Origin of the sequence: Solicola agrisoli, from assembly GCF_049059935.1 — a bacterium.
In the GTDB taxonomy this organism is placed as follows: Bacteria; Actinomycetota; Actinomycetes; order Propionibacteriales; family Nocardioidaceae; genus JAURVT01.
Window position 1 is genome coordinate 1 of the sequence record NZ_JBMGQR010000062.1, and the last position, 25,708, is coordinate 25,708.

The 25,708-nt window shown below is 73.3% G+C and carries 27 protein-coding genes; 16 read left to right on the plus strand and 11 right to left on the minus strand.

What is annotated here, in order from left to right; translation table 11 throughout:
- Window positions 1-38 precede the first annotated feature (38 nt).
- Both ACI6PP_RS17720 and ACI6PP_RS17725 read right to left on the minus strand, forming a co-directional pair.
- Complete coding sequence (locus tag ACI6PP_RS17720) at window positions 39-323, minus strand: Lrp/AsnC family transcriptional regulator (RefSeq protein WP_421112946.1); 285 nt, start codon at window positions 321-323, stop codon at window positions 39-41.
- Between the two features lie 9 nt (window positions 324-332).
- On the minus strand, window positions 333-2,153 hold the full coding sequence (locus tag ACI6PP_RS17725; protein WP_421112947.1) for a DEDD exonuclease domain-containing protein: 1,821 nt from the start codon (window positions 2,151-2,153) through the stop codon (window positions 333-335).
- Between the two features lie 152 nt (window positions 2,154-2,305).
- Here ACI6PP_RS17725 and ACI6PP_RS17730 point away from each other — a divergent pair, with 152 nt between their 5' ends.
- From ACI6PP_RS17730 to ACI6PP_RS17740, 3 genes are all read left to right on the plus strand, one after another.
- The gene (locus tag ACI6PP_RS17730) at window positions 2,306-2,548 is read left to right on the plus strand and encodes a hypothetical protein (RefSeq protein WP_421112948.1); all 243 of its coding nucleotides are present in this window, start codon (window positions 2,306-2,308) and stop codon (window positions 2,546-2,548) included.
- Window positions 2,549-2,683: 135 nt separating this feature from the next.
- Complete coding sequence (locus tag ACI6PP_RS17735; RefSeq protein ID WP_421112949.1) at window positions 2,684-3,727, plus strand: C40 family peptidase; 1,044 nt, start codon at window positions 2,684-2,686, stop codon at window positions 3,725-3,727.
- Between the two features lie 3 nt (window positions 3,728-3,730).
- Window positions 3,731-4,996: a peptidase MA family metallohydrolase gene (locus ACI6PP_RS17740; RefSeq protein WP_421112950.1), complete on the plus strand. Its 1,266-nt coding sequence runs from the start codon at window positions 3,731-3,733 to the stop codon at window positions 4,994-4,996.
- Here the strand turns inward: ACI6PP_RS17740 and ACI6PP_RS17745 are convergent.
- Window positions 4,993-6,780 carry an AMP-dependent synthetase/ligase gene (locus ACI6PP_RS17745; RefSeq protein WP_421112951.1) on the minus strand — a complete coding sequence of 596 codons (1,788 nt, stop codon included), beginning with the start codon at window positions 6,778-6,780 and terminating at the stop codon, window positions 4,993-4,995. The two genes, ACI6PP_RS17740 and ACI6PP_RS17745, sit on opposite strands and share 4 nt — an antisense overlap.
- Before the next feature lie 85 nt (window positions 6,781-6,865).
- Here ACI6PP_RS17745 and ACI6PP_RS17750 point away from each other — a divergent pair, with 85 nt between their 5' ends.
- Genes ACI6PP_RS17750 through ACI6PP_RS17770 form a run of 5 tightly spaced genes read left to right on the plus strand, consistent with a single transcriptional unit; the run spans window position 6,866 to window position 10,855 of the window.
- The gene (locus ACI6PP_RS17750) at window positions 6,866-7,306 is read left to right on the plus strand and encodes an SRPBCC family protein (RefSeq protein WP_421112952.1); all 441 of its coding nucleotides are present in this window, start codon (window positions 6,866-6,868) and stop codon (window positions 7,304-7,306) included.
- Between the two features lies 1 nt (window position 7,307).
- Complete coding sequence (locus ACI6PP_RS17755; protein ID WP_421112953.1) at window positions 7,308-8,486, plus strand: ArsA family ATPase; 1,179 nt, start codon at window positions 7,308-7,310, stop codon at window positions 8,484-8,486.
- A complete protein-coding gene (locus ACI6PP_RS17760; RefSeq protein WP_421112954.1) occupies window positions 8,483-8,827 on the plus strand; it encodes a hypothetical protein in 345 nt (114 codons plus the stop codon). Before ACI6PP_RS17755 ends, ACI6PP_RS17760 begins: the two co-directional genes overlap by 4 nt.
- Window positions 8,818-9,759, plus strand: coding sequence for an ROK family glucokinase (locus ACI6PP_RS17765; protein WP_421112955.1), 942 nt, complete (start codon window positions 8,818-8,820; stop codon window positions 9,757-9,759). The genes ACI6PP_RS17760 and ACI6PP_RS17765 overlap by 10 nt, the downstream gene beginning before the upstream one ends.
- A gap of 28 nt (window positions 9,760-9,787) precedes the next feature.
- Window positions 9,788-10,855 carry an ROK family glucokinase gene (locus ACI6PP_RS17770; RefSeq protein ID WP_421112956.1) on the plus strand — a complete coding sequence of 356 codons (1,068 nt, stop codon included), beginning with the start codon at window positions 9,788-9,790 and terminating at the stop codon, window positions 10,853-10,855.
- 1 nt (window position 10,856) lies between these two features.
- On the opposite strand, the gene ACI6PP_RS17775 is transcribed toward ACI6PP_RS17770, so the two are convergent.
- Together ACI6PP_RS17775 and ACI6PP_RS17780 are read right to left on the minus strand one after the other, a co-directional pair.
- Entirely contained in the window at window positions 10,857-11,324 is a 468-nt protein-coding gene (locus ACI6PP_RS17775; RefSeq protein WP_421112957.1) for a hypothetical protein, read from the minus strand.
- The gene (locus ACI6PP_RS17780; protein ID WP_421112958.1) at window positions 11,314-12,066 is read right to left on the minus strand and encodes an alpha/beta hydrolase; all 753 of its coding nucleotides are present in this window, start codon (window positions 12,064-12,066) and stop codon (window positions 11,314-11,316) included. The genes ACI6PP_RS17775 and ACI6PP_RS17780 overlap by 11 nt, the downstream gene beginning before the upstream one ends.
- 116 nt (window positions 12,067-12,182) lie before the next feature.
- Between ACI6PP_RS17780 and ACI6PP_RS17785 the strand changes: the two genes are divergently transcribed.
- The 7 genes from ACI6PP_RS17785 (at window position 12,183) to ACI6PP_RS17815 (ending at window position 18,490) form a co-directional block, all read left to right on the plus strand.
- Window positions 12,183-12,941, plus strand: coding sequence for a lysophospholipid acyltransferase family protein (locus tag ACI6PP_RS17785; RefSeq protein ID WP_421112959.1), 759 nt, complete (start codon window positions 12,183-12,185; stop codon window positions 12,939-12,941).
- A gap of 5 nt (window positions 12,942-12,946) precedes the next feature.
- The gene (gene macS / locus ACI6PP_RS17790) at window positions 12,947-14,113 is read left to right on the plus strand and encodes a MacS family sensor histidine kinase (RefSeq protein WP_421112960.1); all 1,167 of its coding nucleotides are present in this window, start codon (window positions 12,947-12,949) and stop codon (window positions 14,111-14,113) included.
- Entirely contained in the window at window positions 14,110-14,754 is a 645-nt protein-coding gene (locus tag ACI6PP_RS17795; protein ID WP_421112961.1) for a response regulator, read from the plus strand. Before macS ends, ACI6PP_RS17795 begins: the two co-directional genes overlap by 4 nt.
- Before the next feature lie 134 nt (window positions 14,755-14,888).
- Entirely contained in the window at window positions 14,889-15,617 is a 729-nt protein-coding gene (locus tag ACI6PP_RS17800) for an enoyl-CoA hydratase (RefSeq protein WP_421112962.1), read from the plus strand.
- 27 nt (window positions 15,618-15,644) lie between these two features.
- Window positions 15,645-16,013, plus strand: a complete 369-nt coding sequence (locus tag ACI6PP_RS17805; RefSeq protein ID WP_421112963.1) for a thiol-disulfide oxidoreductase DCC family protein — start codon at window positions 15,645-15,647, stop codon at window positions 16,011-16,013.
- A 22-nt stretch (window positions 16,014-16,035) separates the two neighbouring features.
- Window positions 16,036-16,569: an HIT family protein gene (locus tag ACI6PP_RS17810; RefSeq protein ID WP_421112964.1), complete on the plus strand. Its 534-nt coding sequence runs from the start codon at window positions 16,036-16,038 to the stop codon at window positions 16,567-16,569.
- 19 nt (window positions 16,570-16,588) lie between these two features.
- Window positions 16,589-18,490, plus strand: a complete 1,902-nt coding sequence (locus ACI6PP_RS17815; RefSeq protein ID WP_421112965.1) for a propionyl-CoA synthetase — start codon at window positions 16,589-16,591, stop codon at window positions 18,488-18,490.
- 1 nt (window position 18,491) lies between these two features.
- Here the strand turns inward: ACI6PP_RS17815 and ACI6PP_RS17820 are convergent, their stop codons facing one another.
- From ACI6PP_RS17820 to ACI6PP_RS17830, 3 genes are read right to left on the minus strand one after another with little or no spacing between them, the layout of a single operon-like run.
- A complete protein-coding gene (locus ACI6PP_RS17820) occupies window positions 18,492-18,953 on the minus strand; it encodes an Lrp/AsnC family transcriptional regulator (RefSeq protein ID WP_421112966.1) in 462 nt (153 codons plus the stop codon).
- 14 nt (window positions 18,954-18,967) lie between these two features.
- On the minus strand, window positions 18,968-20,608 hold the full coding sequence (locus ACI6PP_RS17825; RefSeq protein WP_421112967.1) for a PucR family transcriptional regulator: 1,641 nt from the start codon (window positions 20,606-20,608) through the stop codon (window positions 18,968-18,970).
- Window positions 20,609-20,633: 25 nt separating this feature from the next.
- Entirely contained in the window at window positions 20,634-22,016 is a 1,383-nt protein-coding gene (locus tag ACI6PP_RS17830) for an aspartate aminotransferase family protein (protein ID WP_421112968.1), read from the minus strand.
- Window positions 22,017-22,135: 119 nt separating this feature from the next.
- Here ACI6PP_RS17830 and ACI6PP_RS17835 point away from each other — a divergent pair, with 119 nt between their 5' ends.
- Complete coding sequence (locus ACI6PP_RS17835) at window positions 22,136-23,365, plus strand: saccharopine dehydrogenase family protein (RefSeq protein ID WP_421112969.1); 1,230 nt, start codon at window positions 22,136-22,138, stop codon at window positions 23,363-23,365.
- A 4-nt stretch (window positions 23,366-23,369) separates the two neighbouring features.
- Here ACI6PP_RS17835 and ACI6PP_RS17840 read toward each other — a convergent pair whose 3' ends face one another.
- From ACI6PP_RS17840 to ACI6PP_RS17850, 3 genes are all read right to left on the minus strand, one after another.
- Entirely contained in the window at window positions 23,370-24,284 is a 915-nt protein-coding gene (locus tag ACI6PP_RS17840; RefSeq protein ID WP_421112970.1) for an ABC transporter substrate-binding protein, read from the minus strand.
- A gap of 44 nt (window positions 24,285-24,328) precedes the next feature.
- The gene (locus tag ACI6PP_RS17845) at window positions 24,329-25,003 is read right to left on the minus strand and encodes a response regulator (RefSeq protein WP_421112971.1); all 675 of its coding nucleotides are present in this window, start codon (window positions 25,001-25,003) and stop codon (window positions 24,329-24,331) included.
- On the minus strand, window positions 25,000-25,708 hold a 709-nt coding region (locus tag ACI6PP_RS17850; RefSeq protein WP_421112972.1), incomplete at its 5' end, for a sensor histidine kinase. The genes ACI6PP_RS17850 and ACI6PP_RS17845, both read right to left, overlap by 4 nt.

A 25,708-nucleotide genomic window follows, 5' to 3' on the forward strand; every position in this document is an offset into this window, starting at 1 on the left:
CCCAGGTATACCTGGGAATCTTCGTCTGCCACGACCGGTCAGTCGCCCTCGACGCCGATCGAGAAGGCCGCGTCGAGGTCGTGCTCGGAGAAGGTCTGGAAGGCGATGTGGGTCTGGGTGGAGACCACGCCGTCGACCTTGTTGAGCCGGTCGGCGACGACGGAGGCGATGTCCTCGTGCCGGCGGACGCGGACCAGGGCGATCAGGTCGATCTGGCCGGTGACGGAGTAGACCTCGCTGACACCCTCGAGCGCGGCGATCGCCTCGCCGACCTCGGGGATGCGGGCGACGTCGGCGTTGACGAACACGATCGCGGTGACCATGCCCGCAGCCTACGCAGTCGCCCCGGCGCGCGTGGGGCGGTGCTCGGTGCGCCAGCCGCCGGAGCGCTGCTGCTCGTCGAACGGCACCAGGGCCGACCGCGACTCCGCGGCCGACTCGAAGCGGGGGAGGAACCGGCTCGCGCCGCCGACCGGGCAGATCCACGGTCCGTCGATCTCGACCAGGCGCAGGCCGTCGAGCTCGAGCCAGCGCAGGATCAGCTCGCTCTCGGCCGCCGACGCCGCGGGCGCGGGGCCCGGGCCGTGCTCGACGGTCTCGGCGCCGGCGCGCAGATCGTCGACCCAGGCGCGGACGTCGACACCGCCGGGGATGGTGCCGCTGGCGGCGAGCCGGCCGTGCCGGACGACGTGCACCTCCCACGAGCCGGTGTCGCCGATGCGCGCGGCGACCACCTCCGCTCGGGTGGTGAGGGCGCTGAGCCGCTGCGTGCGGGCCGCGGCGCCGAGGAAGGCGGCCAGGCGGTCGCGGTGGGCGCCGGCGTCCTCGAAGCGCTCCTGTGCCGACAGGTCGGCCATCTTGGACTCGACGGCCTCGACCACCGCCGACGGGTCGGCCAGGACGCTGGCGCGGACGCGCTCGACCTCGCGGGCGTAGTCGTCGATGCTCGCCGAGCCGTCGCACGGCGACAGGCAGGCCCGCATCTCGGCCAGGACGCACGCCGCGCGGGAGGCGGCCTTCGGCAGGCGTCCGGCGCACTGCCGGATCGAGAAGGCCTCGTGCAGCGCGGCCACGGCGCTCTCGGCCGCCCGACGACGCCCGAACGGCCCGAGGTAGTCGGCGCCGTCGCCGGCCACCTCGCGGACGATGGACAGCCGCGGCCAGGGCTCGCGGGTGATCTTGACCCAGCTGACCTTCTCGGGGAACCGCGACCGGCGGTTGTACGGGGGCTTGTGCAGGCCGATCAGCCGCAGCTCGCGCACCTGCGCCTCCAGCGGCGTGGCGCACACGATGCCCTCGACGCGCACCGCCAGACCCACCATCTCGCCCATGCGGGTGCGGGTCTCGCTCGAGGTGAAGTAGCCCCGGACGCGGGTGCGCAGGCTCTTGGAGGTGCCGATGTAGAGGGGGCGGTCGCGGGCGTCGCGGAAGACGTAGACGCCCGGCGCGTCGGGGAGGTGGTCGCCGAGGTGGCGCTTGCGGCGCTGGGCGGGCGACACCCGCGAGCTGAACGTGCCCAGCTCCTCGAGGGTGTGGACACCGACGGGGCCGAGCCGCTCGAGCAGCCCGTGCAGGACGTCGACGGTGGCGCGGGCGTCGTCGAGGGCGCGGTGCGTGGGGGTGGTGGTGGCCCGGAAGTGGGCGGCGAGGGTGCCGAGCTTGCAGTTGCGGACCTCTCCGGCGTGCAGGACGCGTCGGGCGAGCACGGCGGTGTCGAGCGTCTCGAACCCGGGCCACGGCTGGCCGGTCTGGGCGCAGAAGTGCTTGAGGAAGCCGACGTCGAACGGCGCGTTGTGCGCGACGACCACGCACCCGCGCGCGAACTCCAGAAACGCCGGGAGCGCCGAGGTGATGCGGGGCGCGCCGGCCACCATCGCGTCGGTGATGCCGGTGAGCACCGCGATGAAGGCGGGGATCTGCGACTGCGGGTTGACGAGGGTCTGGAACTCGCCGAGCACCTCGCCGCCGCGCACCTTGACGGCGCCGATCTCGGTGATCATCGACCCCTTGGCGGCCGAGCCGCCGGTGGTCTCGAGGTCGACGATGCAGAAGGTGACGTCGCGCAGCGGCCGACCGAGCTCGTCGAACGACGCCTGCACGCCCTGCACCCCCCGTACCGCCTGCACCGGCCGGACCGCCGTCGTCTGCTCCATGTCCGGAAACCTAGGTCGGCGCGCCGACAGAACCGTGACGTAGCGGCCCGCGTGTCGGATCGACCGGTTCTGTCGGAGGCCGTCCCTAGCGTCGTCCTCGTCCGACCCTTCCCCGCGGTGCACGCCGCCGGACACCGACCCGAGGAGACACCATGTTCGAGCCCACCTCGCACGACCCCGTCACCGTCGACTGCGACAGCTGCCTGGTGCGCGGCCCCCGCGCCTGCGGCGACTGCGTCGTCAGCGTCCTGCTCGGCGGCCCGCCCGACGGCGTCCACCTCGACCCGCAGGAGCAGGACGCCCTGGCGGCCCTCGCGTCGGTGGGCCTGGTGCCCCCGCTGCGCCTCGTCACGGCGGTCGACGGCGGGTCCGAGCCGGGCTGGGCCTCGGCCTGAGCCGAGGCCGCCAGGTGGTGGACCTCGCGTTGATCGCCCGCGCGCAGGCACCTACGATGGGCGCTTCGGTGCTCGTGGCAGTCGTCCCGGAGGACGGCGCGGGCACCGCGTCGATGTCGAGGAGATCCCAGGAACGTGCGCACCGGTCGCTTGCCCCTGCCGAAGAACGTCGCCTCCCGAGCCATCGCGGTGGTCGCCTGCCTCGCGGCGGGTGCCGCGGTCGTCGCGACGCCGTCGACGTCGGCCGCCGACCCCGCCACCACGACGGAGCAGGCCCGCGAGCAGGTCGAGACCGCGCACCACAAGGCCGAGCAGGCCCTCGAGCGCTACCTGGCGATCACCGACCAGCTCGACGCGAACCGCACGCAGGTCAAGGCCATCCAGACCGACGTCGAGAAGCAGCAGAAGTCCTTCGACGTCCTGCGCGGCCAGATGGGCGCCACGATCGCCAACCAGCTGACCGACTCGCCCATGGGGCCCACCGCGCAGCTGATCGCCAGTGACGACCCCGACGCCTTCCTCGACGGCCTCTCCGCGCTCCAGGCCTACAACACCAACCAGTCCGACCGGCTGGCCACGTTCGGCAAGCAGGCCGCGCAGCTGAAGGTGCGCAAGGCCCAGCTCAAGGCCAAGACAGACGCGATCAAGACGGCCCAGACCAAGCTCGAGCGCGAGAAGGACACCCTCGACCGCCGCGCCAAGGAGGCCGACGCGGTCCTCGCCTCGCTCACCGCGGCCGAGCGCGCCGCCGTCGACGCGGCCGAGAACGCCGCCGACGACGTCTCGGACGAGGCGCCGCCCGCCGACGGCGCCGGCTCGGTCGACGCCTCGGGCAAGGCCAAGAAGGCCATCGACTTCGCGCTCTCGCAGCTCGGCGACCCCTACCGCTACGGCGGCACCGGCCCCGACAGCTGGGACTGCTCGGGCCTCACCGGTGGCGCCTGGCGCGCGGCGGGCGTCTCGCTGCCCCGCTCGTCCGGCGCGCAGGCCGGAGCCGGCTCGCCCGTCTCCCGGTCCGACATGCAGCCCGGCGACCTCGTCTTCTACTACAGCCCGGTCAGCCACGTCGGCCTCTACCTCGGCGGCCGCCGCCTCGTGCACGCGCCCCGCACGGGCAAGAACGTCGAGATCGTGTCGGTCGACTCGATGCCGATCAACTCGGTGCGCCGCGTCGGCTGACGCGTGAGCGACGCGCCGCGTCCGTCCCGGCGGCGGGCCAACCTCGTCGCCGTCTCCGTGCTGGTGGTCGCCCTGGTGGGCGTGCTGGCCTGGAACCGCGTCAGCGGTGACGACACCCCGGCGCGTCCGTCGGCCTCGGCCACCCCGTCCGACGGTGACTCGGCCCGCGAACGGGAGCTGGCCGCCCAGGTGCGCGGGCTCGCGCGGGCCTGGGACGCCCGCGACGCCGCGCGGTTCGACGCCGCGGCCGGCACCTCCACCCGGGCGTCGGCCTTCGCCGATCAGACCTTCGCCGCGCTGACCGCGCTCGACGTGCGGGCGGTCGACCTGAGGCTCGTCGCGACCGAGCCCGGTGACTCCGCCGACGTGGTCGACGCCGCGGTCTCGGTCTCGTGGACGCCGTCGGCCCGCACCGGCCCGGCCCGCGCCACCGACGAGGCCGAGGTGACGTTCCGCTTCCGCCGTGACGACGACCGCTACGACCTGGAGTCGGCGGCGGTCGGCGACGGCCCGCTGCCGCTCTGGCTCGCCGGCCCGGTGCGCGTCGAGCGCGTCGACGACGCCGAGGTGGTGGCCGTCGGCGCCTCGCCCACGATCACCGGCCGCGTCCGCACCCTGGTGGGCGACGGCGTGCGCACGGTGACCTCCACGCTGCCCCGTGCGTCGCGCGACCCCGTGGTGGTCGTGCCCACCAGCACCGCCGTCGCGGCGTCGCTGCTGGGGGAGGAGACCACCAGCCTGTCGCAGCTGGCCGCCGTCACCACCACGCCGGACGGACGCGCCTCGACCGCGACGGGGTCGGTGGTGGTGCTCAACCCCGAGGTGTTCGGGCGGCTCGACGACCGCGACGCGCGGCTCGTCGTCACCCACGAGCTGACCCACGCGCTGAGCGACGTCTCGGCCGACGGGGTGCCGCTGTGGGTGGTCGAGGGCTTCGCCGACTGGGTCGCGCTCCGCGACGACGACCGCTCGCCGCGCGAGGTGGCCGCCCAGCTGCTGGCGCGGGTCCGCAGCCAGGGCCCGCCGTCCGAGCTGCCCACGGCCGACGAGTTCTCCGCGTCCGCCGACGGTCTCGGCGCCACCTACGAGGCCGCCTGGCTGGTGTTCGTCGTCCTGCAGGACGTGGGCGACGCCGACGACGTGGTGGCCTTCTACGAGCAGGTGCGCGACGGCGCCGACGTCGACGACGCGCTGCAGCGCCGGTTCGGCATCGACCAGGCCCAGCTGCTCACCCGCTGGCAGTCCTACCTGCGTCGGCAGGCGGGCTAGAGGTACAAGGCCTCGATGTCGTCGACGAAGTCGCGGAGGACGACCTGCCGCTTGAGCTTGAGGGTGGGGGTGACGTAGCCCGCCTCCTCGGTCCAGTCCTGGGCCAGGACGTGGAACTTGCGCACCGACTCCGCCCGCGACACCTGGCTGTTGGCGTCGTCGACGGCAGCCTGCACGAGCGCGAGGACGTCGGGGTCGGCGGCGAGCTGGGCGAGGTCGCCGGTGCGTCCGTGGGAGTCGGCCCACGCCGCGACGGCCTCGGCGTCGAGCGTGACCAGCGCGGCGACGAACGGCTTGCCGTCGCCGACCACCATGCACTGGCTGACGACCGCGTGCGCGCGCATGCGGTCCTCGAGCACCGCGGGGGCGATGTTCTTGCCGCCCGCCGTCACGATGATCTCCTTCTTGCGCCCGGTGACGCGCACGAAGCCCTCGCCGTCGATCTCGCCGAGGTCGCCGGTGTGGAACCAGCCGTCGGCGTCGAGCACCTCGGCGGTGGCGTCGTCGGCCTGCCAGTAGCCGGAGAAGACCTGGTCGCCGCGGAACAGCAGCTCGCCGTCCTCGCCGACACGGGCCTCGGTGCCCGGCACCGGACGTCCGACGGTGCCGATCTTGGTCTCGTGCGGGAGGTTGACGGTGACCGCCGCCGTGGTCTCGGTGAGGCCGTAGCCCTCGAGGACGGGCACGCCGATGCCGCGGAAGAAGTGCGCGAGCCGCTCGCCGAGCGGGGCTCCACCGGCGATGGCGTGGGTGGCCCGGCCGCCCAGCGCCGCGCGCAGCTTGCCGTAGACCAGGCGGTCGAACAGGCGGTGCCGGACGCGCAGCACGAGCGGCACCGAGCCGGTGTCGAGCGCGCGGCTGTAGGCGATGGCGGTGTCGGTGGCGGCGTCGAAGATGCGGCCGCGGCCCTCGGCCTGGGCCTTCTGACTGGCGCCGTTGTAGACCTTCTCGAACACGCGGGGCACCGCGAGGATGAACGACGGCTTGAACTCGCCCAGCGCGCCGACGAGGTCGGACACGTCGGCGGTGTGGCCCAGGCGGGTGCCGGTGCGCACGGCCACCACCTGGATGACGCGGGCGAAGACGTGCGCGAGCGGGAGGAACAGGAGCGTCGCGGCGTCGTCGGGGTCGACCAGGTCGGCCAGGCCGTCGCTCACGCTGCCCGCCTCGAACATGAGGTTGGCGTGCGTCAGGCGGCAGCCCTTGGGACGCCCGGTGGTGCCGGAGGTGTAGATGACGGTGGCGAGCGCGTCGGGGGTGGTGCCCGACCGCCTGCTCTCGAGCTCGGCGTCGTCGACGCCGGAGCCGGAGGAGACCAGGGCGTCGACCGCGCCGTCGTCGACGACCCAGAGGTGCTCGAGCGCGGGGAGGTCACCGCGGACGCCCTCGACGCGGGCGCGGTGGGCGTCGTCCTCGACGACGCAGCCGACGGCGCCGGAGTCCGAGAGCACCCAGGCGACCTGGTCGGCGGAGGAGGACTCGTAGATCGGGACGGTGACGGCGCCGACCCACCAGATCGCGTAGTCGACGAGCGTCCACTCGTAGCGGGTGCGGCACAGCAGGCCGACGCGGTCGCCGGGCCCGATGCCGGCGGCGAGCAGCCCCCGGGCCACGCCGCGCACCTCGGCGGCGAAGTCGGCGGCGGTGACGTCGGCCCAGCCGTGGTCGGTGCGGCGGCTGAACGTGACGTGTCCGGGACGGTCGCGCTCGGCGGTCAGCACGTCGTCGGTCAGGTTGCCGCTCCCGGGCACGCGGTAGGTCGCGGGGGTCGCGTAGGAGAGCACTGCGGCAGGCTACCGCTCACCAGGGGTAGGGTCGCCACGACCACCCAGCGCCCGTCCTGCGGCGGCTTCGAGGAGGACCAGGCCGATGGCCAACCAGACCACGAGCGACATCGTCATCGAGTCCGACCCGGGCACCATCATGACGACGATCGCCGACTTCAAGTCCTACCCGACGTGGGCCACGGGCGTGAAGGAGACCGAGGTCGTCGAGACCGGCATCGACGGTCGCGCCGAGCAGGTCCGCTTCGTCCTGGACGCCCCGCCGATCCGCGACGAGTACGTGCTCGCGTACGACTGGTCGGGCGACTCCGAGGTCACCTGGAGCCTGGCCGAGAACGGCAAGATGCTCCGCGCCATGGACGGCGCGTACGTGCTCGCCGACCAGGGCGACGGCACCACCCGCGTCACCTACCGTCTCGCGGTCGACGTCTCGATCCCGCTGCTCGGCATGCTGAAGCGCAAGGCCGAGAAGGTCATCATCGACACCGCCCTCAAGGGTCTCAAGAAGCGCGTCGAACAGGGCTGACGTGCGGATCGTCCTGTTCACCGGCAAGGGCGGCGTCGGCAAGACGACCGCCGCCGCCGGTGCCGCGGTGCTCGCAGGACGCCGGGGCCTCAAGACCCTGGTGATGTCCACCGACGCCGCCCACTCGCTCGGCGACGCGTTCGGCGTGGCCGCGGGCCCCGAGCCCACCGAGGTCGGTGCGGGCGTGTGGGTGCAGCAGGTCGACGCCCAGCTGCGCTTCGAGGCGTCGTGGCACCAGGTGCAGGAGTACCTGCGGTCGGTGCTGGACGCCGTCGGCGTCGACCCGATCGCCGCCGAGGAGATCACCGTCGTCCCGGGTGCCGAGGAGGTGCTCGCGCTGCTCGAGGTGCGCGAGCAGGCCGCGTCGGGACGCTGGGACCTCGTCGTGGTCGACTGCGCCCCCACCGCCGAGACGCTGCGCCTGCTGGCCCTGCCCGAGGCGCTCGCGTGGTACATGGACAAGATCTTCCCGACCGAGCGTCGCGTCGTGCGGGCGCTGAGCCCGCTGCTGAGCCGCGCGGCGGGCGTCCCGATGCCCCAGGGCTCGGTCTTCGACGCCGTCGAGCAGCTGCACCGCGACCTCGGCGAGGTGCACGACCTCCTGGTGGGCCCGCAGAGCTCGGTGCGGCTCGTCCTCACGCCCGAGACCGTGGTGGTGGCCGAGGCCCGCCGCGCGTTCACGACGCTCTCGCTGTTCGGCTACACCGTCGACGGCGTCGTGGCCAACCGGGTCTTCCCCACCGGCGGCGACGACCCGTGGCGCCGCCGCTGGGTCGACGCGCAGGCGGCGGTGCTCGAGGACGTCGACGCGTCCTTCGCCCCGCTTCCCGTCTGGCGCTCGCCGTACCTGCCGGCCGAGCCGGTGGGCGCCGACGCCGTCGCCGACCTCGCCGCCGAGGTCTACGGCGACGACGACCCGTTCGCGCCGGCCGCCGACACCACCGGCCCCCTGCGGGTCGAGCGACGCGGCGACGACGTCGACCTCCTCCTGGCGCTGCCGTTCGCCCTCACCGGCGAGGTGGCCCTCGCCCGCCACGGTGGTGACCTGGTCGTCACCGTCGGGTCCTACCGCCGCCTGATCGCGCTGCCCGCGTCGCTGGTGCGGCACGAGGTGCGGCGCGCCAAGGTCGCCGACGGCCACCTGCGCGTGCGGTTCGCGCGCCGCGGGGACGACACGTGAGCGCACCCGAGGACGAGCCCCGCGTCGGCTCGCTCGGCGAGGAGACGCTCAAGCTGATCGGCGCGCTCGCGGGCGACGGCGGCGAGCCGCGCGAGCACACCGGCAGCAGCTGTCGGTGGTGCCCGGTGTGCCAGGTGGTGGACGTCGTGCGGGAGGCGAGCCCCGAGGTCCTGGACCACCTGGGAGACTCACTCGAGTCGCTCGCCGCGGCGGTGCGTGAGCTGACGACGCACCTCGCGCACCGCGACCGCAGCAACGACGACACGCGACGCCCGCCGGAGCCCCGGAAGCCGGGCGGCGTGGAGACCATCGACCTGGCGGAGGACGAACCGTGGGACTGAGCATCGGCGTGGACATCGGCGGCACCAAGATCGCCGCAGGCGTCGTCGACGAGGACGGACGCATCGTCGCCGAGACGAAGGTCGAGACGCCCGCGCAGGACCCGGCGGCCCTGGCCGCCGCGGTCGGCGACGCGGTGATCGCGCTGCGCAAGGACCACGACGCCGACTCCGTCGGCATCGGCGCGGCCGGCTTCGTCGACAAGGCTCGCGCCACCGTGCTGTTCGCGCCCAACATCTCGTGGCACCACGAGCCGCTCGCGGCGCGCGTGCGCGAGCTGGTGGACGTCAAGGTGGTCGTCGAGAACGACGCGAACGCCGCGGCCTGGGGCGAGTTCCGCTTCGGTGCGGGCGCCGACGTCGACGACCTGCTGCTCGTCACCGTGGGCACCGGCGTGGGCGGCGGCATCGTCCAGGACGGCAGCCTGAACCGCGGCGGCTACGGCGTGGCCGGCGAGATCGGCCACCTGCGCATGGTGCGCGCCGGCATCCGCTGCGGCTGCGGGCAGTACGGCTGCTGGGAGCAGTACGCCAGCGGACGCGCGCTCGTCCGCGAGGCGCAGGACCGCATCCGCGTCGGCATGAAGGACGCCGCGCCGCTCGCCGCGATGGTCGACGGCGACCCGGCGCGCATCACCGGCCCCATGGTCACCCAGGCCGCGCAGGAGGGCGACCCCCTCGCCTGCGAGCTCATCGCCGACGTCGGGCAGTGGCTGGGGGAGGGCATCGCCTCGCTCGTGGCCGTGCTCGACCCCCAGGTGGTCGCGATCGGTGGCGGCGTCGCCGCGGCCGGCGAGCTGCTGATGGCCCCGCTGCGCTCGGCGTTCTGGCGCTCGCTGCCCGCCGGCCCCGACCGTCCGGCCACCGAGCTGCGCTTCGCCACGCTCGGCAACGAGGCCGGCATGATCGGCGCCGCCGACCTCGCTCGCGTCTGACGGCCGGCGAGACGGGTACCCTCGTCCGGTGGCAGAGAAGCTCGCGATCGGCATCGACATCGGCGGCACCAAGGTCAAGGCCGGTGTCGTCGACCTCGACGGGCACGTCGTGCAGCGGGTGCGCCGCGAGACGCCGACCACCAGCCCGTCGGCCGTGCTCAACACGATCGCCGACATCGTCTCGGAGCTGCGCGCCCAGCACCACGTGATCTCGGTGGGCATCGGTGCCGCCGGCTTCGTCGACGCCACCCGGTCCACGGTGCTGTTCTCCCCGCACCTCGCCTGGCGCCACGAGCCGCTGCGCGACGCCGTCCGTCGACGCATCGGTCTGTCGGTCATCGTCGACAACGACGCCAACGCCGCGGCGTGGGCGGAGTGGAAGTTCGGTGCGGCCCAGAACGAGGAGCACCTGGTCTGCATCACGCTGGGCACCGGCATCGGCGGCGCGCTCGTCATCGGCGGAAACCTGCACCGCGGTCGCTACGGCCTCGCCGGCGAGTTCGGCCACATGCAGGTCGTGCCGGACGGGCAGTCGTGCGAGTGCGGCAACCGCGGCTGCTGGGAGCAGTACGCGAGCGGCAACGTCCTGATCCGCGAGGCCCAGAAGGCGGCCCGCGACGGCTCGCCGTTCGGCCTGCGTCTGCTCGAGCTCGCCGAGGGCGACCTCGACGCCGTCGACGGCCGCGTCGTGACGGCGGCGGCGCACGCCGGCGACGAGGAGGCCGTCGCGCTGCTCGCCGACGTCGGCCGCTGGCTCGGCGTGGGCATCGCCAACCTCGCCGCCGCGTTCGACCCGGGCATCTTCGTGGTCGGCGGCGGTGTCTCCGACGCCGACGAGCTGCTGCTCGAGCCGGCCCGGGCCGCGTTCCGCCAGGGTCTCACCGGCCGCGGGTTCCGTCCCGAGGCGCAGGTGGTGCGAGCCCACCTCGGCAACGACGCCGGCATGATCGGCGCGGCCGACATGTCGCGCGCCCTGCGACGCCGTCCGCGGGCCACCCGCAGCGCGCGTCGGGCCGCGGCGGCCGAGCGTCCCCGTCGCGCGGCACGCGAGCCCGGAGCAGCGGCGTCGCTGTTCGCGGTGCGCCGCGACCGCTGAGCTACAGCACGGCCCCGTGGTCGGGGTCGTCGTCGCGGTGGTCGTTGCCGCGTCGTCCGATCAGGTAGACCAGCGCGGCGATCGACGTCAGCACCAGCACCGCCGAGACGGCGCGGGGGAGCAGGTAGCCGATCACGGTGGCCACCACCAGGATCGCCGGCGGACCCACCAGGCCCACCCACGCGATCCGCGTGGCGGTGTCGAGCGGCTCGGACGGTCCGATCTCGGGCGGCACGAAGTGGTCGTCGGGGCCGTCGTCCTCGTCGGGCTCGGGCTCGCCGAGCGGGTCGGACATCCGCGGCTGGAACACGTCGCGGTGCTCGGGGAGGTCGTCGGCGGGGTCGTCCTCGACGGGCGCGGGCTCGCGGCGCGGCGGGTCGTCGAGCTCCGACGGGACGCTCAGGTCGAGACCGGCGACGATGCGGTCGAACTCCTCGTCGTCGCTCGACCGGGGCCGCTCAGCGGACATGTCCGGCGTGCTCCTCGGCGAAGGCGAGCGACTCGGCGAAGATCGTCTCCGCGTCGTTGTCGAGCGTGGCCACGTGGTAGCTGTCGTCCAGCATCACCTCGCGCACCGGCGCCGTCACCAGGCGGTTGATCGTCGCCCCGGACGTCGGGTCGACGACGTGGTCGACGGTGGAGCGCAGCAGCAGGACGGGCGCGCGCACCTGGTCGAGGTGGGCACGGACGTCGGCCCAGAGCTGGCGCATCGAGTGCAGCGCGTGGAGCGGGGTGCGGTCGTAGCCGCCCTCGTCGACGCCCGGCTTCTTCACGTCGTTGCCGATGCCCGGGATCGACGGCAGCAGGTGCCGCAGCAGCGGGACGGCCAGCAGCCGCTTGTCGGCGCTCTGCACGGCCGGGTTGACCAGCGCGAGCGCGTCGACGTCGTCGGGTCGCTGCTCGGCCAGACGCAGCGCGAGCCCGCCGCCCATCGACAGGCCGCCCACGACCACGTGGTCGCAGTGCTCGCGGATCTCGGTGAGGGCGGCGTCGACCTCGGCGTACCAGTCGTGCCAGGTGGTGCGGTTCATCTCCTGCCAGGTCGTGCCGTGGCCGGGGAGGCGGGGCACGCGGACGGTCAGGCCGTGCTGGTTGAGGTAGCGACCCCACGGCGTCATGGAGGCGGGGGAGCCCGTGAAGCCGTGCACGAGCAGGGCCCCGGTGCGCCCTCCGTCGAGCGCCAGCGCACGCGTGGGGTCGGTCGGGGTCATGGACACATCCTCACCCACCGGGGGCGCGCCTTCAACGCGGTCCGCCGAAGTGACCCGAGCCGTTCGCCCGGGGGTAGTGTGTGCCCGTTCACCAGACCTGACCGAGGAGCGACGAGTTGTTCTACTGGCTGCTCAAGTTCGTGCTCCTCGGCCCCGTGCTGCGGCTCGTGTTCCGTCCGTGGGCCAAGGGCGTGGAGCACGTCCCCACCACGGGCGCCGCGATCCTGGCGAGCAACCACCTGTCTTACAGCGACTGGTTGTTCATGCCGCTCGTGATCTCGCGCCGCGTCACGTTCGTGGCCAAGGCCGAGTACTTCGAGGGCACCGGCGTCAAGGGCTGGCTGCAGCGCACGTTCTTCTCCGGCGCGGGCCAGGTGCCGATCGACCGCACCAGCGGCCGCGCCGCCGAGGGCGCGATCAAGACCGGCCTGAAGATCCTCGCCGCCGGCGACCTGTTCGGCATCTACCCCGAGGGCACCCGCTCGCACGACGGCAAGCTCTACCGCGGCCGCACCGGCATCGCGCGGATGGCGCTCGAGGCCAAGGTGCCCGTCATCCCGGTGGCCGTGATCGGCACCGACGTCGTCGCGCCGCCCGGCAAGGTGTTCGGCACGTTCGCGCGCCCGGGCGTCGTGTTCGGCGAGCCACTCGACTTCAGCCGCTACGAGGGCATGGAGGACGACCGCTACATCCTGCGCGCGATCACCGACGAGATCATGTACGAGATCATGTCGCTGTCGAACCAGGAGTACGTCGACATGTACGCCACCCGCGCCAAGCAGGCCGACAAGGAGCGCGAGCGCGAGGCCAAGAAGGCCGCCGACGCCGGACCGGACGCCGCGCCCGGCGACGGGCCCGAGGCCCGCGTCTCCTGAGCGCTGTGGTCGCCGACCAGGCCCGCGCCGCCGCGGAGCACGTCGACACCCAGTTCTTCCGCGCGCTCACGGTGCTGCGCGCCGTCACCCTGGCGTTCGCGCTCGCGATCAACGCCGCCCGGTGGCAGCAGCTCGAGCGGCCCGCCCTCGCCGCGTCGCTGCTCGGCGCCATGGTGGTCTGGACGGCCGTCGTCACCTGGCTGTACGACCGGCCGGGCCGCCGGCGGTCGTGGGTGTTCGTCGCCGACGTGGCCGTCGCGATCGTGCTGCTGCGCTGCACCGTGCTCGTCGAGTCCGAGGCGATGATGGTGCAGCACGACTCGACGATCACGTCGTACTGGGTCTGCACGGCCGTCCTGGCGTGCGCCGTCCGCTGGGGCCCGGTCGGGGGTCTGGTCGCGTCGGTGCTGGTGTCGGTCGCCGACGTGACGATCCGTCCCGAGATCACCAGCTCGACGGTCGGCAACGTGTTCTTGCTCGTCCTCGCCGGCGTCCTCGTCGGCTACTGCGGGCAGGCGGTGCGTCAGGCGGCGGTGGCTCGGACGGTGGCCGAGCGGCGGGCCGCCGTCGCCGAGGAGCGCGAGCGGCTGGCCCGGGCGGTGCACGACGGAGTCCTCCAGGTGCTCGCGATGGTGCAGCGACGCGGCGCCGAGATCGGTGGCGAGACCGCCGAGCTGGCCGGCCTCGCCGGCGAGCAGGAGGTGGCGCTGCGCAGCCTGATCCAGTCCAGCGTCGACGAGGCGTCCGCGGGCGAGCAGAGCCCGCTGGCCGACCTCGCCGCGGGCCTCAACGCCCTGTCGTCGCCACGCACCACGGTCGCCACCCCCAGCACGCCCGTGCTGCTCGACCGGCACGTCGTCGGCGAGCTGGTGGCCGTCGTGTCGGCCTGTCGCGACAACGTCAGCTCCCACGTCGGCGACGACGCACCCATGTGGGTGCTGCTCGAGTCCGAGGCCGACGGCGTGGTCGTCAGCGTGCGGGACGAGGGGCCCGGCATCGCGCCCGGACGCCTGGAGCAGGCCGAGCGCGAGGGACGTCTCGGTGTCTCGTCGTCGATCCGGGGGCGCGTGGAGGACCTCGGCGGCAGCATCGACCTCGTCACCGCGCCCGGCCAGGGCACCGAGTGGGAGATCCGCCTGACGACCTCCGCGGCGGCTAGGGTGCGGCCATGATCCGGGTGATGGTGGTCGACGACCACCCGATGTGGCGGGACGGCGTGGAGCGCGACCTCACCGAGGCGGGGTTCGAGGTGGTCGCCACGGCCGCCGACGGCGAGCAGGCCCTCAACCGGGCTCGCGCGACGTCGCCCCAGGTGCTGCTGCTCGACCTCAACATCCCCGCCCCCGACGGCGTCGCGGTGACCAAGCAGGTGGTCGAGCGCGACCCCAGCATCCGCGTCCTGATCCTCAGCGCGTCGGGCGAGCAGCAGGACGTCCTCGACGCCGTGAAGGCCGGCGCCACCGGCTACCTGGTCAAGTCGGCGTCCCGCGAGACCCTCGTCGACGCCGTGCACGCGGTGTCGCGCGGCGAGACCGTCTTCACGCCCGGCCTGGCGGGCCTGGTGCTCGGTGAGTACCGCCGGCTCTCCGAGGCCCCGGCGTCGGAGGAGCCCGACGCGCCCAAGCTGACCGAGCGCGAGACCGAGGTCCTGCGCCTGGTGGCCAAGGGCCTGTCGTACAAGCAGATCGCCGAGCGCTTCGTGCTCAGCCACCGCACCGTCCAGAACCACGTGCAGAACACCCTGCGCAAGCTGCAGCTCCACAACCGCGTCGAGCTCGTGCGCTACGCGATCGAGCAGGGACTCGACGACTGAGGCGTCGCCCGGACCGCCGAGTGGCGCAAAACCGGGGCGACACGCCGACGGCGACCCCGGATCTGCGCCACTCGACCCCGGGTTTGCGCCACTCGGCGGCAGGTGACGGGTGGTGCCGCGGCTACGCTGCGGCCGTGATCTCGACGACCGCGCACGGCCCGGTGACCCTCCTGACGCTGCAGCGGCCGGAGCGCCGCAACGCGCTCGACCTCGAGCTGTGCCGGGCGCTGCGCGACCACGTGACCGCCGCGCACGAGGACGGGGCCCGGGCGATCGTGGTGACGGGGGAGGGCACGGGGTTCTGCGCCGGAGCCGACCTCGACGGGGTCTACGGCGAGGAGTTCATCGAGGCGCTCTACGGGATGCTCGCCACCGTCCGTGAGGTGCCGGTGCCCGTCGTGGCGGCCGTCAACGGGCCGGCCATCGGCGCGGGGACGCAGCTGGCGCTCGCGTGCGACCTGCGGGTGGCCGCGCCCACCGCGCGGTTCGGGGTCCCCACGGCGCGCAACGGGCTCGCCGTCGACACCTGGACCATGCGCACGCTGGCCGAGGTGGCCGGAGGGGGAGTGGCCCGGCGCCTGATGATCGGCGCCGAGCTGGTCGACGCCGACGCCGCGTTGGCCTGCGGGCTCGCCGACCGTGCCGGCGACCTCGACGACGCGCTGGCCTGGGCCGCCCAGCTCGCGACGTTCGCGCCGCTCACGCTCGCCTACAACAAGCTCGTCCTCAACTCCGACCCCGCCGACGTCGACGCGAACGCCCGCATCGACGCCGGGTGGCAGGCGTGCTGGGCGAGCGACGACGTCCGCGAGGCCCAGGCGGCCCGTAGCGAGAAGCGCACCCCGGTCTTCCACGGGCGCTGAGGCCCCACCCCGACCTACCGTGGAGGCATGGCCACCCCCACGTTCCTGTTCGACGGCGACTGCTCGTTCTGCACGTCCAGCGTCCGCGTCCTCGAGCGGTGGGTCCCCCACGACGCGCACGTGGTGCCGTGGCAGCACGCGGACCTCGACGCGCTCGGCGTCACCCAGGACCGCGTCGAGGCGGCGGTGGTGTGGGTCGACGGCGGGCGTCGCACCGACGGGCCCCTGGCCATCGCCGACGTGATGCGCACCAGCCGCCCGTGGTGGCGCCTGGCCGGTGCGGTGCTCGGACGCCCGCCGGTGCTGTGGCTGGCCTGGCCGGTCTACCGCTGGGTGGCCCGCAACCGCGGACGCCTCCCGGGCGGGACGCCGGCGTGCGGGTTGCCTCCTACCTGAGCGTCCACCTAGCGTCGCGGCCATGACGACGCCGCCCCGCGAGCTCGCCGACGACCCGATGTTCCCCTGGACGCTCGGGCTGGAGACCAAGCCGCTCGACGAGCCCGTCGTGCCCGAGCCCGTCCGGGCCGGCGAGGACGGCGGGTGCTGGGCGTGCGAGCGCGACGACTCGGCCTACCTGTGGAGCGACGAGCGGTGGCGGGTCGCCGCGATCGACCACGTGCCGCTGCGGGGCGCGGTGATCCTCGAGTCACGTGCGCACGTCGACTCGTTCGCCGACATGCCGGACGACCTCGCCGCCGACCTCGGACGCGTGACCGCCCGCGTCGAGCGCGCGATCCTCGGGATCGGGGACGTCGGACGGGTGCACGTCGTGCGGTGGGGCGACGGCCTGGCCCACTTCCACCAGTGGTTCCTCCCGCGGCCCCTGGGGGCCATGCAGATGCGCGGTCAGACGCTCATGTTCTGGATCGAGGCGCTGCCCACCCTGGACCACGCGGTGCGCGACGAGGCGCACGCCGCGGTGGCCGCGGCCCTCGGTCGCACGTCCGCATGAGCGGTGCCACGATGGCCCGATGGTGACGACGCACGAGTCCTACGCCGAGACCTACCGCCGCAGCATCGAGGACCCCGACGGGTTCTGGCTCGAGCAGGCGAGGCTGGTCGACTGGTTCGCCAAGCCCAGGCGGGCGCTGGACGACTCGAACCCGCCGTTCTACCGCTGGTTCCCCGACGCCACCATGAACACCTGCTACAACGCGCTCGACCGGCACGTCATCGCCGGACGGGCCGACCAGGTGGCGATCGTCCACGACAGCCCGGTGAGCGGGTCCACGACGTCCCTGACCTACGCGCAGCTGCTGGAGCGGACCGCTGCCTTCGCCGGCGCGCTGCGGGTGCTGGGCGTCGGCAAGGGCGACCGCGTCGTCATCTACATGCCGATGGTGCCCGAGGCCGTCGTCGCGATGCTGGCCTGCGCGCGACTCGGTGCGGTGCACTCGGTGGTCTTCGGCGGCTTCGCGCCGAGCGAGCTGGCGGCGCGCCTGGACGACGCCAAGCCCAAGGTGGTCGTGGCGGCGTCGTGCGGCATCGAGCCCACCCGCGTCGTGGAGTACAAGCCCATGCTCGACGCGGCCATCGAGCGCGCCGAGCACAAGCCCGAGCGCTGCATCGTGCTGCAGCGGCCGCAGGCCCGCGCCGAGATCGACCCCGACCGCGACGTCGAGTGGGACGTCGCCCTGAAGGCCGGCGGGTCCGACCCGGCCGAGTGCGTCGAGGTGGCGGCCACCGACCCGCTCTACGTCCTCTACACGTCGGGGACGACCGGCAGGCCCAAGGGCATCGTGCGCGACAACGGCGGCCACGCGGTGGCCCTCGCCTGGTCGATGAGGAACATCTACGACGTCGGCCCCGGCCAGACGATGTGGACGGCCTCCGACGTCGGCTGGGTGGTCGGCCACTCCTACATCGTCTACGGGCCGCTGCTCGTCGGCGCCACCACCGTGATGTACGAGGGCAAGCCCGTCGGCACCCCCGACGCGGGAGCGTTCTGGCGGGTGGCCGCCGAGCACGCGGTGGACGTCATGTTCACCGCGCCGACGGCGATCCGCGCGATCAAGAAGGAGGACCCGCACGTCGAGCACCTCGCCGGCCACGACCTGTCGCGCCTGCGCACGCTCTTCCTGGCGGGGGAGCGGCTCGATCCCGACACCTACCACTGGGCCACCGACACGCTCGGGGTCCCGGTCGTCGACCACTGGTGGCAGACCGAGACGGGCTGGCCGATCGCGGCGAACCTCCGCGGCCTCGAGCCCATGCCGCTCAAGCCCGGCTCGCCGTCGGTGCCCGTGCCCGGGTACGCCGTCGAGGTGCTCGACGCGCAGGGCGAGCCCGTCCCCGCCGGCACCGAGGGCGCGATCTGCCTCCGCCTGCCCATGCCGCCGGGCACCCTGCCCACGCTGTGGGGCGACGACCAGCGCTACGTCGACTCCTACCTGTCGGCCTTCGACGGCTACTACCTGTCGGGCGACGGCGGCTACGTCGACGAGGACGGCTACGTCTTCGTGATGGGCCGCACCGACGACGTGATCAACGTGGCCGGTCACCGCCTGTCCACCGGCTCGATGGAGGCGGTGCTCTCGCAGCACCCGGCCGTCGCCGAGTGCGCGGTGGTGGGCGTGCACGACGACCTCAAGGGCCAGGCGCCCCGCGGCTACGTGGTCCTGAAGGCGGGGGCCGACGTCGACCCCGAGCAGCTGGCGTCCGAGCTGGTCGTCTCGGTGCGCGACGAGATCGGCGCGGTGGCCGCGTTCCGCAGCGTCACGGTCGTGCCCGCGCTGCCCAAGACGCGGTCGGGCAAGATCCTGCGACGCTCGATGCGCGAGATCGTCGACACCGGCAGCACCACGCCGCCCTCGACCATCGAGGACCCCACGGTGCTCGAGACGCTGACGCCGCTGATCCGGGGCGACCGCTGAGCTACTTGGCGCCCCAGGAGTACGTCTGCTTGCGCAGGTCGAGGTAGATGAACGTCTCGGTCGACCGGACGCCGTCGACGGCCCGGATCTGGCTGGAGATGATCTCGAGCAGGTGGTGGTCGTCCTCGCAGACCACCTCGGCGAGCAGGTCGTACCGTCCGGTCGTGACGACGAGGTAGTCGACCTCCTCGATCTTCTCGATGCGGCCGGTCACGTCCTCGAGGTCGCCCTCGACGGAGATCCCGATCATCGCCTGGCGACCGAAACCGACCTCGATGGGGTCGGTGACCGCCACGACCTGGATGACGCCCGACTCGGTGAGCCGTTGGACGCGTTGACGCACCGCGGCCTCGGAGAGCCCCACGGCCTTGCCGATGGCGGCGTACGAGCGACGTCCGTCGACCTGGAGCTGGGCGATGATGGCCCGGGCGACGTCGTCGAGGACCTGGCGGCGTTGGGTCATGGACCCATCCTCGCTCACCGCAGCGCGTCCCACGCCAGGACGGCGAGGTGCAGCGACAGACGGTTCTCGGGGTCGTCGAGGTCGAGGTCGAGCGCGGAGCCGGCGCGGGCCAGCCGGTCGTAGAACGACTGCCGCGACAGGTGCGAGGCCTCGGCGGCCCGCGACTTGTTGCCGCCGTGCTCGAGGTAGGAGCGGACCGTCGGGAGCAGGCAGGAGTGCGGGTGCGCCTGGTCGTGCTCGAGCAGGGCGCCCAGCTCGCGCTCGACGAACGTCTGCAGGCGGGCGTCGTCGCGCAGCAGGTGCACCAGGCCGCGGACGTGCACGTCGTGCAGGCGGTGCAGCAGCGCGCCACCGGGGCGCGCCGACGCGGCGTCGGCCACCTGCAGGGCCTCCTCGAGGCTCCGGCGCGCCAGGACGGGCTGCGCCACCGACGTGCCGACGCCGACGACGAGCGGCGTGTCGGCGACGCTCGGACGTCGCGCCGCCTCCGCGCGCAGGTCGCCGACCAGCGCGGTCACGAGCGAGGCCTCGGCGTCCCGGTCGGCCACCCGGCGCGGGGCCACGGCGAGCAGCACGCCGACCTGCGTGTCGTCGAGCGTGCCGACGAGCGCGGGCACGTCGTGCCGGCGGCAGACGAGCGCCGCCACCTCGGCGAGGTCGCGCAGCTGTGCCTGGCCCGTGAGCGGCGCGGTCTCGGTGGACGCCACGACGGGACGCAGCGCGAGCGCGATCAGCCGGCGTCGTGCGAGCGGCACGCCGACGGCGTCGGCCCGCAGCGCGATCTCGTCGGCCGGCACCTGGTGCTCGCGCAGGGCCACGAGCAGGCCGTGGTGGGTCTGACGCTCGAGGCTGTCGGCCTCGCGGGTCACCAGCCGGTTGACCGCGAGCGTGGCGGCGGCGCGCTCGGCGAGCACCTCGACGCGCGGCGGCGGCTCGCCGTCGCAGAGCAGCACCAGCCGTCCCCAGTCCTGGTCGCGCGCCCCCACGCGCGTGACGAGCCAGCCGCTGGCGGCGTCGTACGCGGTGCGGGCGTCGGGACGGATGCGGCGCGAGCGCGGCTCCCAGTCGGCGAGGAAGCCCGCGGGCGGACGGCCCGCGGCGTCGTACGCGAGCACCTGGTGGTTGAGGTTCTCGAGCACCGCGGGGCACCCGGCGAGCTGGCTGGCCTGGCGCAGCACCTCGCGCGGCTCGGCGCCGTCGACCGACAGCTGGGTGAACCGGTGGTGCATCTCCTGCGTCGCCCGCAGCTCCTCGACCTGGGCGTCGATGACGATCGCGTGGACGGCCTCGGTGACGTCGACGAACCGGGTCGGGTCGCACAGCGTCACCAGCGGGAGCCCGCGTTCGTCGGCGGCGCGCACCAGGGCGAGCGGGAGACGGTCGCGGTAGCGGCGGCCCATCTCGATGACGAGCCCGACGGCGCCCGCGTCGGCCAGCGTGCCGAGGTAGCGGGTCAGGCCGTCGTGGTCGTCGGGCAGAGCGATGCCCGTGGAGAGCACCAGCTCGCCGCCCTGCAGCTGGCCGGCGATGTCCACCACCTCGGCGCTGTGGACCCAGCGGACGTGCCGCTGCAGACCGGTGGACCCGGCGACGACGGCAGGCCCGCCGACGCGGACCGCGTCGAGGGACAGGACGTCAGCGACCGTCGGGAGCACCGGCACAGCGTACGACTTGGTTGCGCTACAGGACGTCCTGGGCGCGGGTGAGGACGTCGTGGAGGACGGAGTAGATCTCGTCGAAGTGCGCCTGGTCGCAGATGAGCGGCGGAGCGAGCTGGATGACCGGGTCGCCGCGGTCGTCGGCGCGGCAGTACAGGCCGGCCTCGAACAGGGCGGGGGTGAGGAAGCCGCGGAGCAGGCGCTCGGACTCGTCGTCGGTGAACGTCTCCTTGGTGGCCTTGTCGCGCACGAGCTCGATGCCGTAGAAGTACCCGTCGCCGCGGACGTCGCCGACGATGTCGAGCGCCCCGAGCTTCTCCAGCGTGGAGCGGAAGCCGTCCTCGTTCGCCAGGACGTTCTGGTTGATCTGCTCGCGCTCGAAGATGTCGAGGTTGGCCAGCGCCACCGCGGTCGAGACCGGGTGGCCGCCGAAGGTGTAGCCGTGCGCGAACGACACCTTGTCGCGCAGGAACGGCTCCATCAGCGCGTCGGTGGCGACCATGCCGCCGAGCGGGGAGTAGCCGGACGTCAGTCCCTTGGCGAAGGTGATGATGTCGGGCTGGTAGCCGTAGCGGTCGGCGCCGAACATGTGGCCGAGGCGACCGAACGCGCAGATCACCTCGTCGGAGACGAGCAGGACGTCGTACCGGTCGCAGATCTCGCGCACGCGCTGGAAGTACCCGGGCGGCGGCGGGAAGCAGCCACCGGCGTTCTGCACCGGCTCGAGGAACACGGCGGCGACGGTGTCGGCCCCCTCGTACTCGATCGCCTCGGCGATGCGGTCGGCCGCCCAGACGCCGTACGCCTCGAGGTCGTCGCCGTGCTGCGGGGCGCGGTAGTGGTTGGTGTTGGGCACCCGGAAGGTCGAGGGCACCAGCGGCTCGTAGGGGGCCTTCATCGCCGGGATGCCGGTGATGGACAGCGCGCCGTGGGTGGTGCCGTGGTAGGCGGTCTGCCGGCTGAGCACCTTGTGCTTGCCGGGGCGGCCGGTGAGCTTGTAGTACTGCTTGGCCAGCTTCCAGGCCGACTCGACGGCCTCGCCGCCGCCGCTGGTGAAGAACACGCGGTTGAGGTCGCCCGGCGCGTAGCTCGCGACGCGCTCGGCCAGCTCGATGGCGGTGGGGTGCGCGTACGACCACAGCGGGAAGAACGCGAGCTGCTCGGCCTGCTTGGCGGCGGCCTCGGCGAGCTCGGTGCGGCCGTGGCCCACCTGCACCACGAACAGCCCCGCGAGGCCGTCGAGGTAGCGCTTGCCGTGGGAGTCCCACACGTAGGCGCCGTCGCCCTTGACGATCACGGGCATCGGGTGGTCCTCGTAGGCCCCCTGCCGGCTGAAGTGCAGCCAGAGGTGGTCGCGTCCGGCGCGCGCGAGGTCGTCGGGGTTGTCGTACCGTGTGCTCACCATGAGGCTCAGTTTGCCTCACCGACTCTGCCCTGACAACGGGATCCGTCGTGAAAACGGCGCTGATCCACGGAATCAGTGTTGGTCGTCCCCAGCGTCACTGACGAAGAACGAGGCCTGAGATGCGCATCCTGCTCGTGGGCGCCGGAGGTGTCGGATCCGCGTTCTGCGCGATCGCGACGCGGCGCGACTTCTTCGACCACCTCGTGGTGGCCGACTACTCGCTCGCCCGCGCCGAGAAGGCCGTCGCCGAGGTGGGCGACGACCGCTTCGCCGCCGCCCAGGTCGACGCCTCCGACGCGTCGTCGGTGGCCTCGCTCGCCCGCGAGCACGGGGCGACGCACGTGATGAACGCGGTCGACCCCCGCTTCGTCATGCCCATCTTCGAGGGCGCGCGCGAGGCCGGCGCCGACTACCTCGACATGGCGATGAGCCTGTCCAAGCCGCACCCCGAGGCCCCCTACGAGAAGACGGGCGTGATGCTCGGCGACGAGCAGTTCGCCGTCGCCGACCAGTGGGAGTCCGAGGGGCGCCTCGCGCTCGTCGGCATCGGCGTCGAGCCGGGCCTGTCCGACGTGTTCGCCCGCTACGCCGCCGACCACCTGTTCTCCGAGATCGACGAGCTCGGCACCCGTGACGGCGCCAACCTCGCCGTCGCCGGCTACGACTTCGCGCCGTCGTTCTCGATCTGGACCACGATCGAGGAGTGCCTCAACCCGCCGGTGATCTGGCAGAAGGACGACGAGCACCCCGACGGCCACTGGTTCACCACGGCCCCCTTCTCCGAGCCCGAGGTCTTCGACTTCCCCGAGGGCATCGGCCCGGTGGAGTGCGTCAACGTCGAGCACGAGGAGGTGCTCCTGATGCCGCGCTGGGTCGACACCAGGCGCGCGACCTTCAAGTACGGCCTCGGCGAGGAGTTCATCGACGTCCTCAAGGCGCTGCACAAGGTCGGCCTCGACTCGACCACCAAGGTCAAGGTCGGTGACGTCGAGGTCAGCCCGCGCGACGTCGTCGCCGCGTGCCTGCCCGACCCCGCGACGCTCGGCGACCAGATGACCGGCAAGACGTGCGCCGGCCTCTGGGTCACCGGCCGCGGCAAGGACGGCGAGCCCCGCTCGACGTACCTGTACCACGTGGTCGACAACGAGTGGACGATGAAGGAGTACGGCCACCAGTGCGTGGTGTGGCAGACCGCCGTCAACCCGGTGGTCGCGCTCGAGCTGCTCGCGCGTGGCACCTGGACCGGCGCCGGCGTCCTCGGCCCCGAGGCCTTCGACTCGGTGCCGTTCCTCGAGCTGCTCACCGAGTACGGCTCGCCGTGGGGCCAGAAGGAGCTCGACCCCGCCTGAGCGGTCAGCCGCCGAGCCCCTCCTCGATCGCGTCGAGCAGCTCGCCCGCGGCCAGGATGTTGATGCCGCTGACGAGGTCGTCGCCGATCTCGAGCACGCGGTCCTGCTGGACGGCGCCGAGCTGCTGCCAGACCGGGCCACCCGTGACGGCGGCGACGTCGGCGTCCTCGGCGACGGCCGACGTCGCCAGCAGCACGGCGTCGGCGTCCGCGTCGTCGACGCTCTCGGGGGACAGCTCGACGAACGTGTCCTGGCCGGCGGCGGCCTCGGGCACCGACTTGCCCATGTCGGTCAGGACGACGCCGGGGAAGGACTTGTCGGAGTACAGGCGGATCGCGTCGCCGGTGAACCGCACGAGCCCGACGGTGTCGGCGTCGACGGCGGCCCCGACCTCGGCCGCCCGCTCCTCGTAGTCGGCGAGCATCGTCGCGGCCTCGTCCGAGCGCCCCACGGCCTCGGCGTACAGCGCGAGGCTGTCCTTCCAGGCCACGCCCAGGTCCGGTGCCATCACGGTGGGGGCGATCTGGCTGAGCTGGTCGTAGAGGTCCTCGTGCCGGACGGTGTTGGTGAGGATCAGGTCGGGCTGCAGCGCCGCGATCGCCTCGAGGTCGGGCTCGTTGATCGCGCCGACGTCCTCGATGCCCTCGATGTCGTCGGCGAGGTACTCCAGGTACTCGTTGGCCGAGTCGATCTCGACCGCCCCGACCGGCTTGACGCCCAGCGCCAGCATCGCGTCGAGCTCGCCGGTGTCGAGCACGACGACCTTCTGCGGGTCGGCCGGGACCTCGGTGGTGCCGAGCGCGTGCTCGACCGACCGGGTGTCCGCGACGGCGTCGGCCTCCGAGGCGTCCTCGGAGCCGCCGCAGGCGGCCAGCGTCAGGGTGAGGGTGGTCGCCGCGAGGGCGTGGGCGAGGCGCATGGGATCTCCGTCCAAGGTAGGTCAGGCTACCTCGCCTCGGATCCCTAGACCAGGTCGGCGTCGTGGACGCAGATGGCGATCTGGGTGCGGTTGCGGACGTCGAGCTTGGTGAAGATGTGCGACACGTGCGCCTTGACGGTGGCCAGGCTGAGGTACATCTCCTTGGAGATCTCGGCGTTCGACAGCCCCTTGCCCACGGCGATCGCCACCTCGCGCTCGCGCTCGGTGAGCCGGTCGACGCGTCGGCGGGACTCGTCGCGACGGCGGTCGGGGCCGTGCTCGGTGACCCGGCGGATCAGGCTCTCGGTGACCGACGGCGACAGCATCGGCTCGCCCGCGGCCACCTTGCGGACGGCGTCGACGATGCGCGCGGGCGGGGTGTCCTTGAGCAGGAACCCGCTGGCCCCCGCCGCGAACGCGCGCACGACGTCCTCGTCGCCGTCGAAGGTGGTGAGCACGATGACGAGCGGCGGGTCGGGCAGCTGCTGGAGGCGCTCGGTGGCGGTGAGGCCGTCGAGGTTCGGCATCCGGATGTCCATCAGCACGACGTCGACCGCGGGCTCGCCCGACGTCACCGTCTCGACCGCCACGAGCCCGTCGCCGGCCTCGCCCACCACGCTGACGTCGTCGGCGCCCCCGAGGATCAGCGCGAGCCCCGCCCGGACGAGCGCGTCGTCGTCGACGAGCAGCACCCGGATCGGGGTGGCGTCGCCGCTCATGCCGGCCACGGCAGCCGGGCCTCGACGCGGAACGACGTGGCGTCACGACGGCAGTCGAGCGTGCCGCCGGCGAGGGTGGCGCGCTCGGACAGCCCGATCAGGCCGAGGCCGGACGGGGGAGTGGTGGACGGGGGCGAGCCGATGCTCAGCGGGTTGGTGACGGTGATGACGACGCCTTCCTCGGGGCCACCGGCGACGCGGACGTCGACGTGGGTGTGGGGTGCGTGCTTGCGGGCGTTGGTCAGGGCCTCCTGGACGATCCGGTAGGTCGTGCGGCCGATGCGCTCGGGGAGGACCGTGTCGGAGAGGCGGTTGACGTAGTCGACGTGGGAGCCCGTCGTGCGGGCCTCCTCCACCAGCGAGGGGATGTCGCTCATCGTCGGCTGCGGGCGGTTCTCGGGGTGGAGGTCGTCCTCGCGCAGGATGCCGAGCACCTCGCGGAGGTCGACGAGCGCCTGGTGGGCGCTCTCCTGGATCAGCGTGGTGGTGCGCTGGACGTCCTCGGCCGGAAGGTCGGTGCGGTAGGCGAGGGCGCCGGCGTGCATGGCGACCATCGAGATCCGGTGCGCGAGCACGTCGTGCATCTCGCGGGCGATCCGCGAGCGCTCCGCGGTGCGCGCCTGCGTGACCCGCATCGCCTGCTCGCGCTCGGCGGTCGACAGCTGCTGGCGCAGCGTCGACAGCAGCTCGCGGCGCGAGCCGATG

Excerpts from the sequence above, each read along its gene's own strand:
- ACI6PP_RS17795 (WP_421112961.1), top strand. The coding sequence starts at position 14,110 with ATGATCCGGGTGATGGTGGTCGACGACCACCCGATGTGGCGGGACGGC.
- ACI6PP_RS17775 (WP_421112957.1), bottom strand. The coding sequence starts at position 11,324 with ATGTCCGCTGAGCGGCCCCGGTCGAGCGACGACGAGGAGTTCGACCGC.
- ACI6PP_RS17810 (WP_421112964.1), top strand. The coding sequence starts at position 16,036 with ATGACGACGCCGCCCCGCGAGCTCGCCGACGACCCGATGTTCCCCTGG.
- ACI6PP_RS17845 (WP_421112971.1), bottom strand. The coding sequence starts at position 25,003 with ATGAGCGGCGACGCCACCCCGATCCGGGTGCTGCTCGTCGACGACGAC.
- ACI6PP_RS17780 (WP_421112958.1), bottom strand. The coding sequence starts at position 12,066 with ATGACCCCGACCGACCCCACGCGTGCGCTGGCGCTCGACGGAGGGCGC.
- ACI6PP_RS17730 (WP_421112948.1), top strand. The coding sequence starts at position 2,306 with ATGTTCGAGCCCACCTCGCACGACCCCGTCACCGTCGACTGCGACAGC.
- ACI6PP_RS17830 (WP_421112968.1), bottom strand. The coding sequence starts at position 22,016 with ATGGTGAGCACACGGTACGACAACCCCGACGACCTCGCGCGCGCCGGA.
- ACI6PP_RS17815 (WP_421112965.1), top strand. The coding sequence starts at position 16,589 with ATGGTGACGACGCACGAGTCCTACGCCGAGACCTACCGCCGCAGCATC.
- ACI6PP_RS17805 (WP_421112963.1), top strand. The coding sequence starts at position 15,645 with ATGGCCACCCCCACGTTCCTGTTCGACGGCGACTGCTCGTTCTGCACG.
- ACI6PP_RS17750 (WP_421112952.1), top strand. The coding sequence starts at position 6,866 with ATGGCCAACCAGACCACGAGCGACATCGTCATCGAGTCCGACCCGGGC.
- ACI6PP_RS17725 (WP_421112947.1), bottom strand. The coding sequence starts at position 2,153 with ATGGAGCAGACGACGGCGGTCCGGCCGGTGCAGGCGGTACGGGGGGTG.
- ACI6PP_RS17840 (WP_421112970.1), bottom strand. The coding sequence starts at position 24,284 with ATGCGCCTCGCCCACGCCCTCGCGGCGACCACCCTCACCCTGACGCTG.
- ACI6PP_RS17835 (WP_421112969.1), top strand. The coding sequence starts at position 22,136 with ATGCGCATCCTGCTCGTGGGCGCCGGAGGTGTCGGATCCGCGTTCTGC.
- ACI6PP_RS17820 (WP_421112966.1), bottom strand. The coding sequence starts at position 18,953 with ATGACCCAACGCCGCCAGGTCCTCGACGACGTCGCCCGGGCCATCATC.
- ACI6PP_RS17720 (WP_421112946.1), bottom strand. The coding sequence starts at position 323 with ATGGTCACCGCGATCGTGTTCGTCAACGCCGACGTCGCCCGCATCCCC.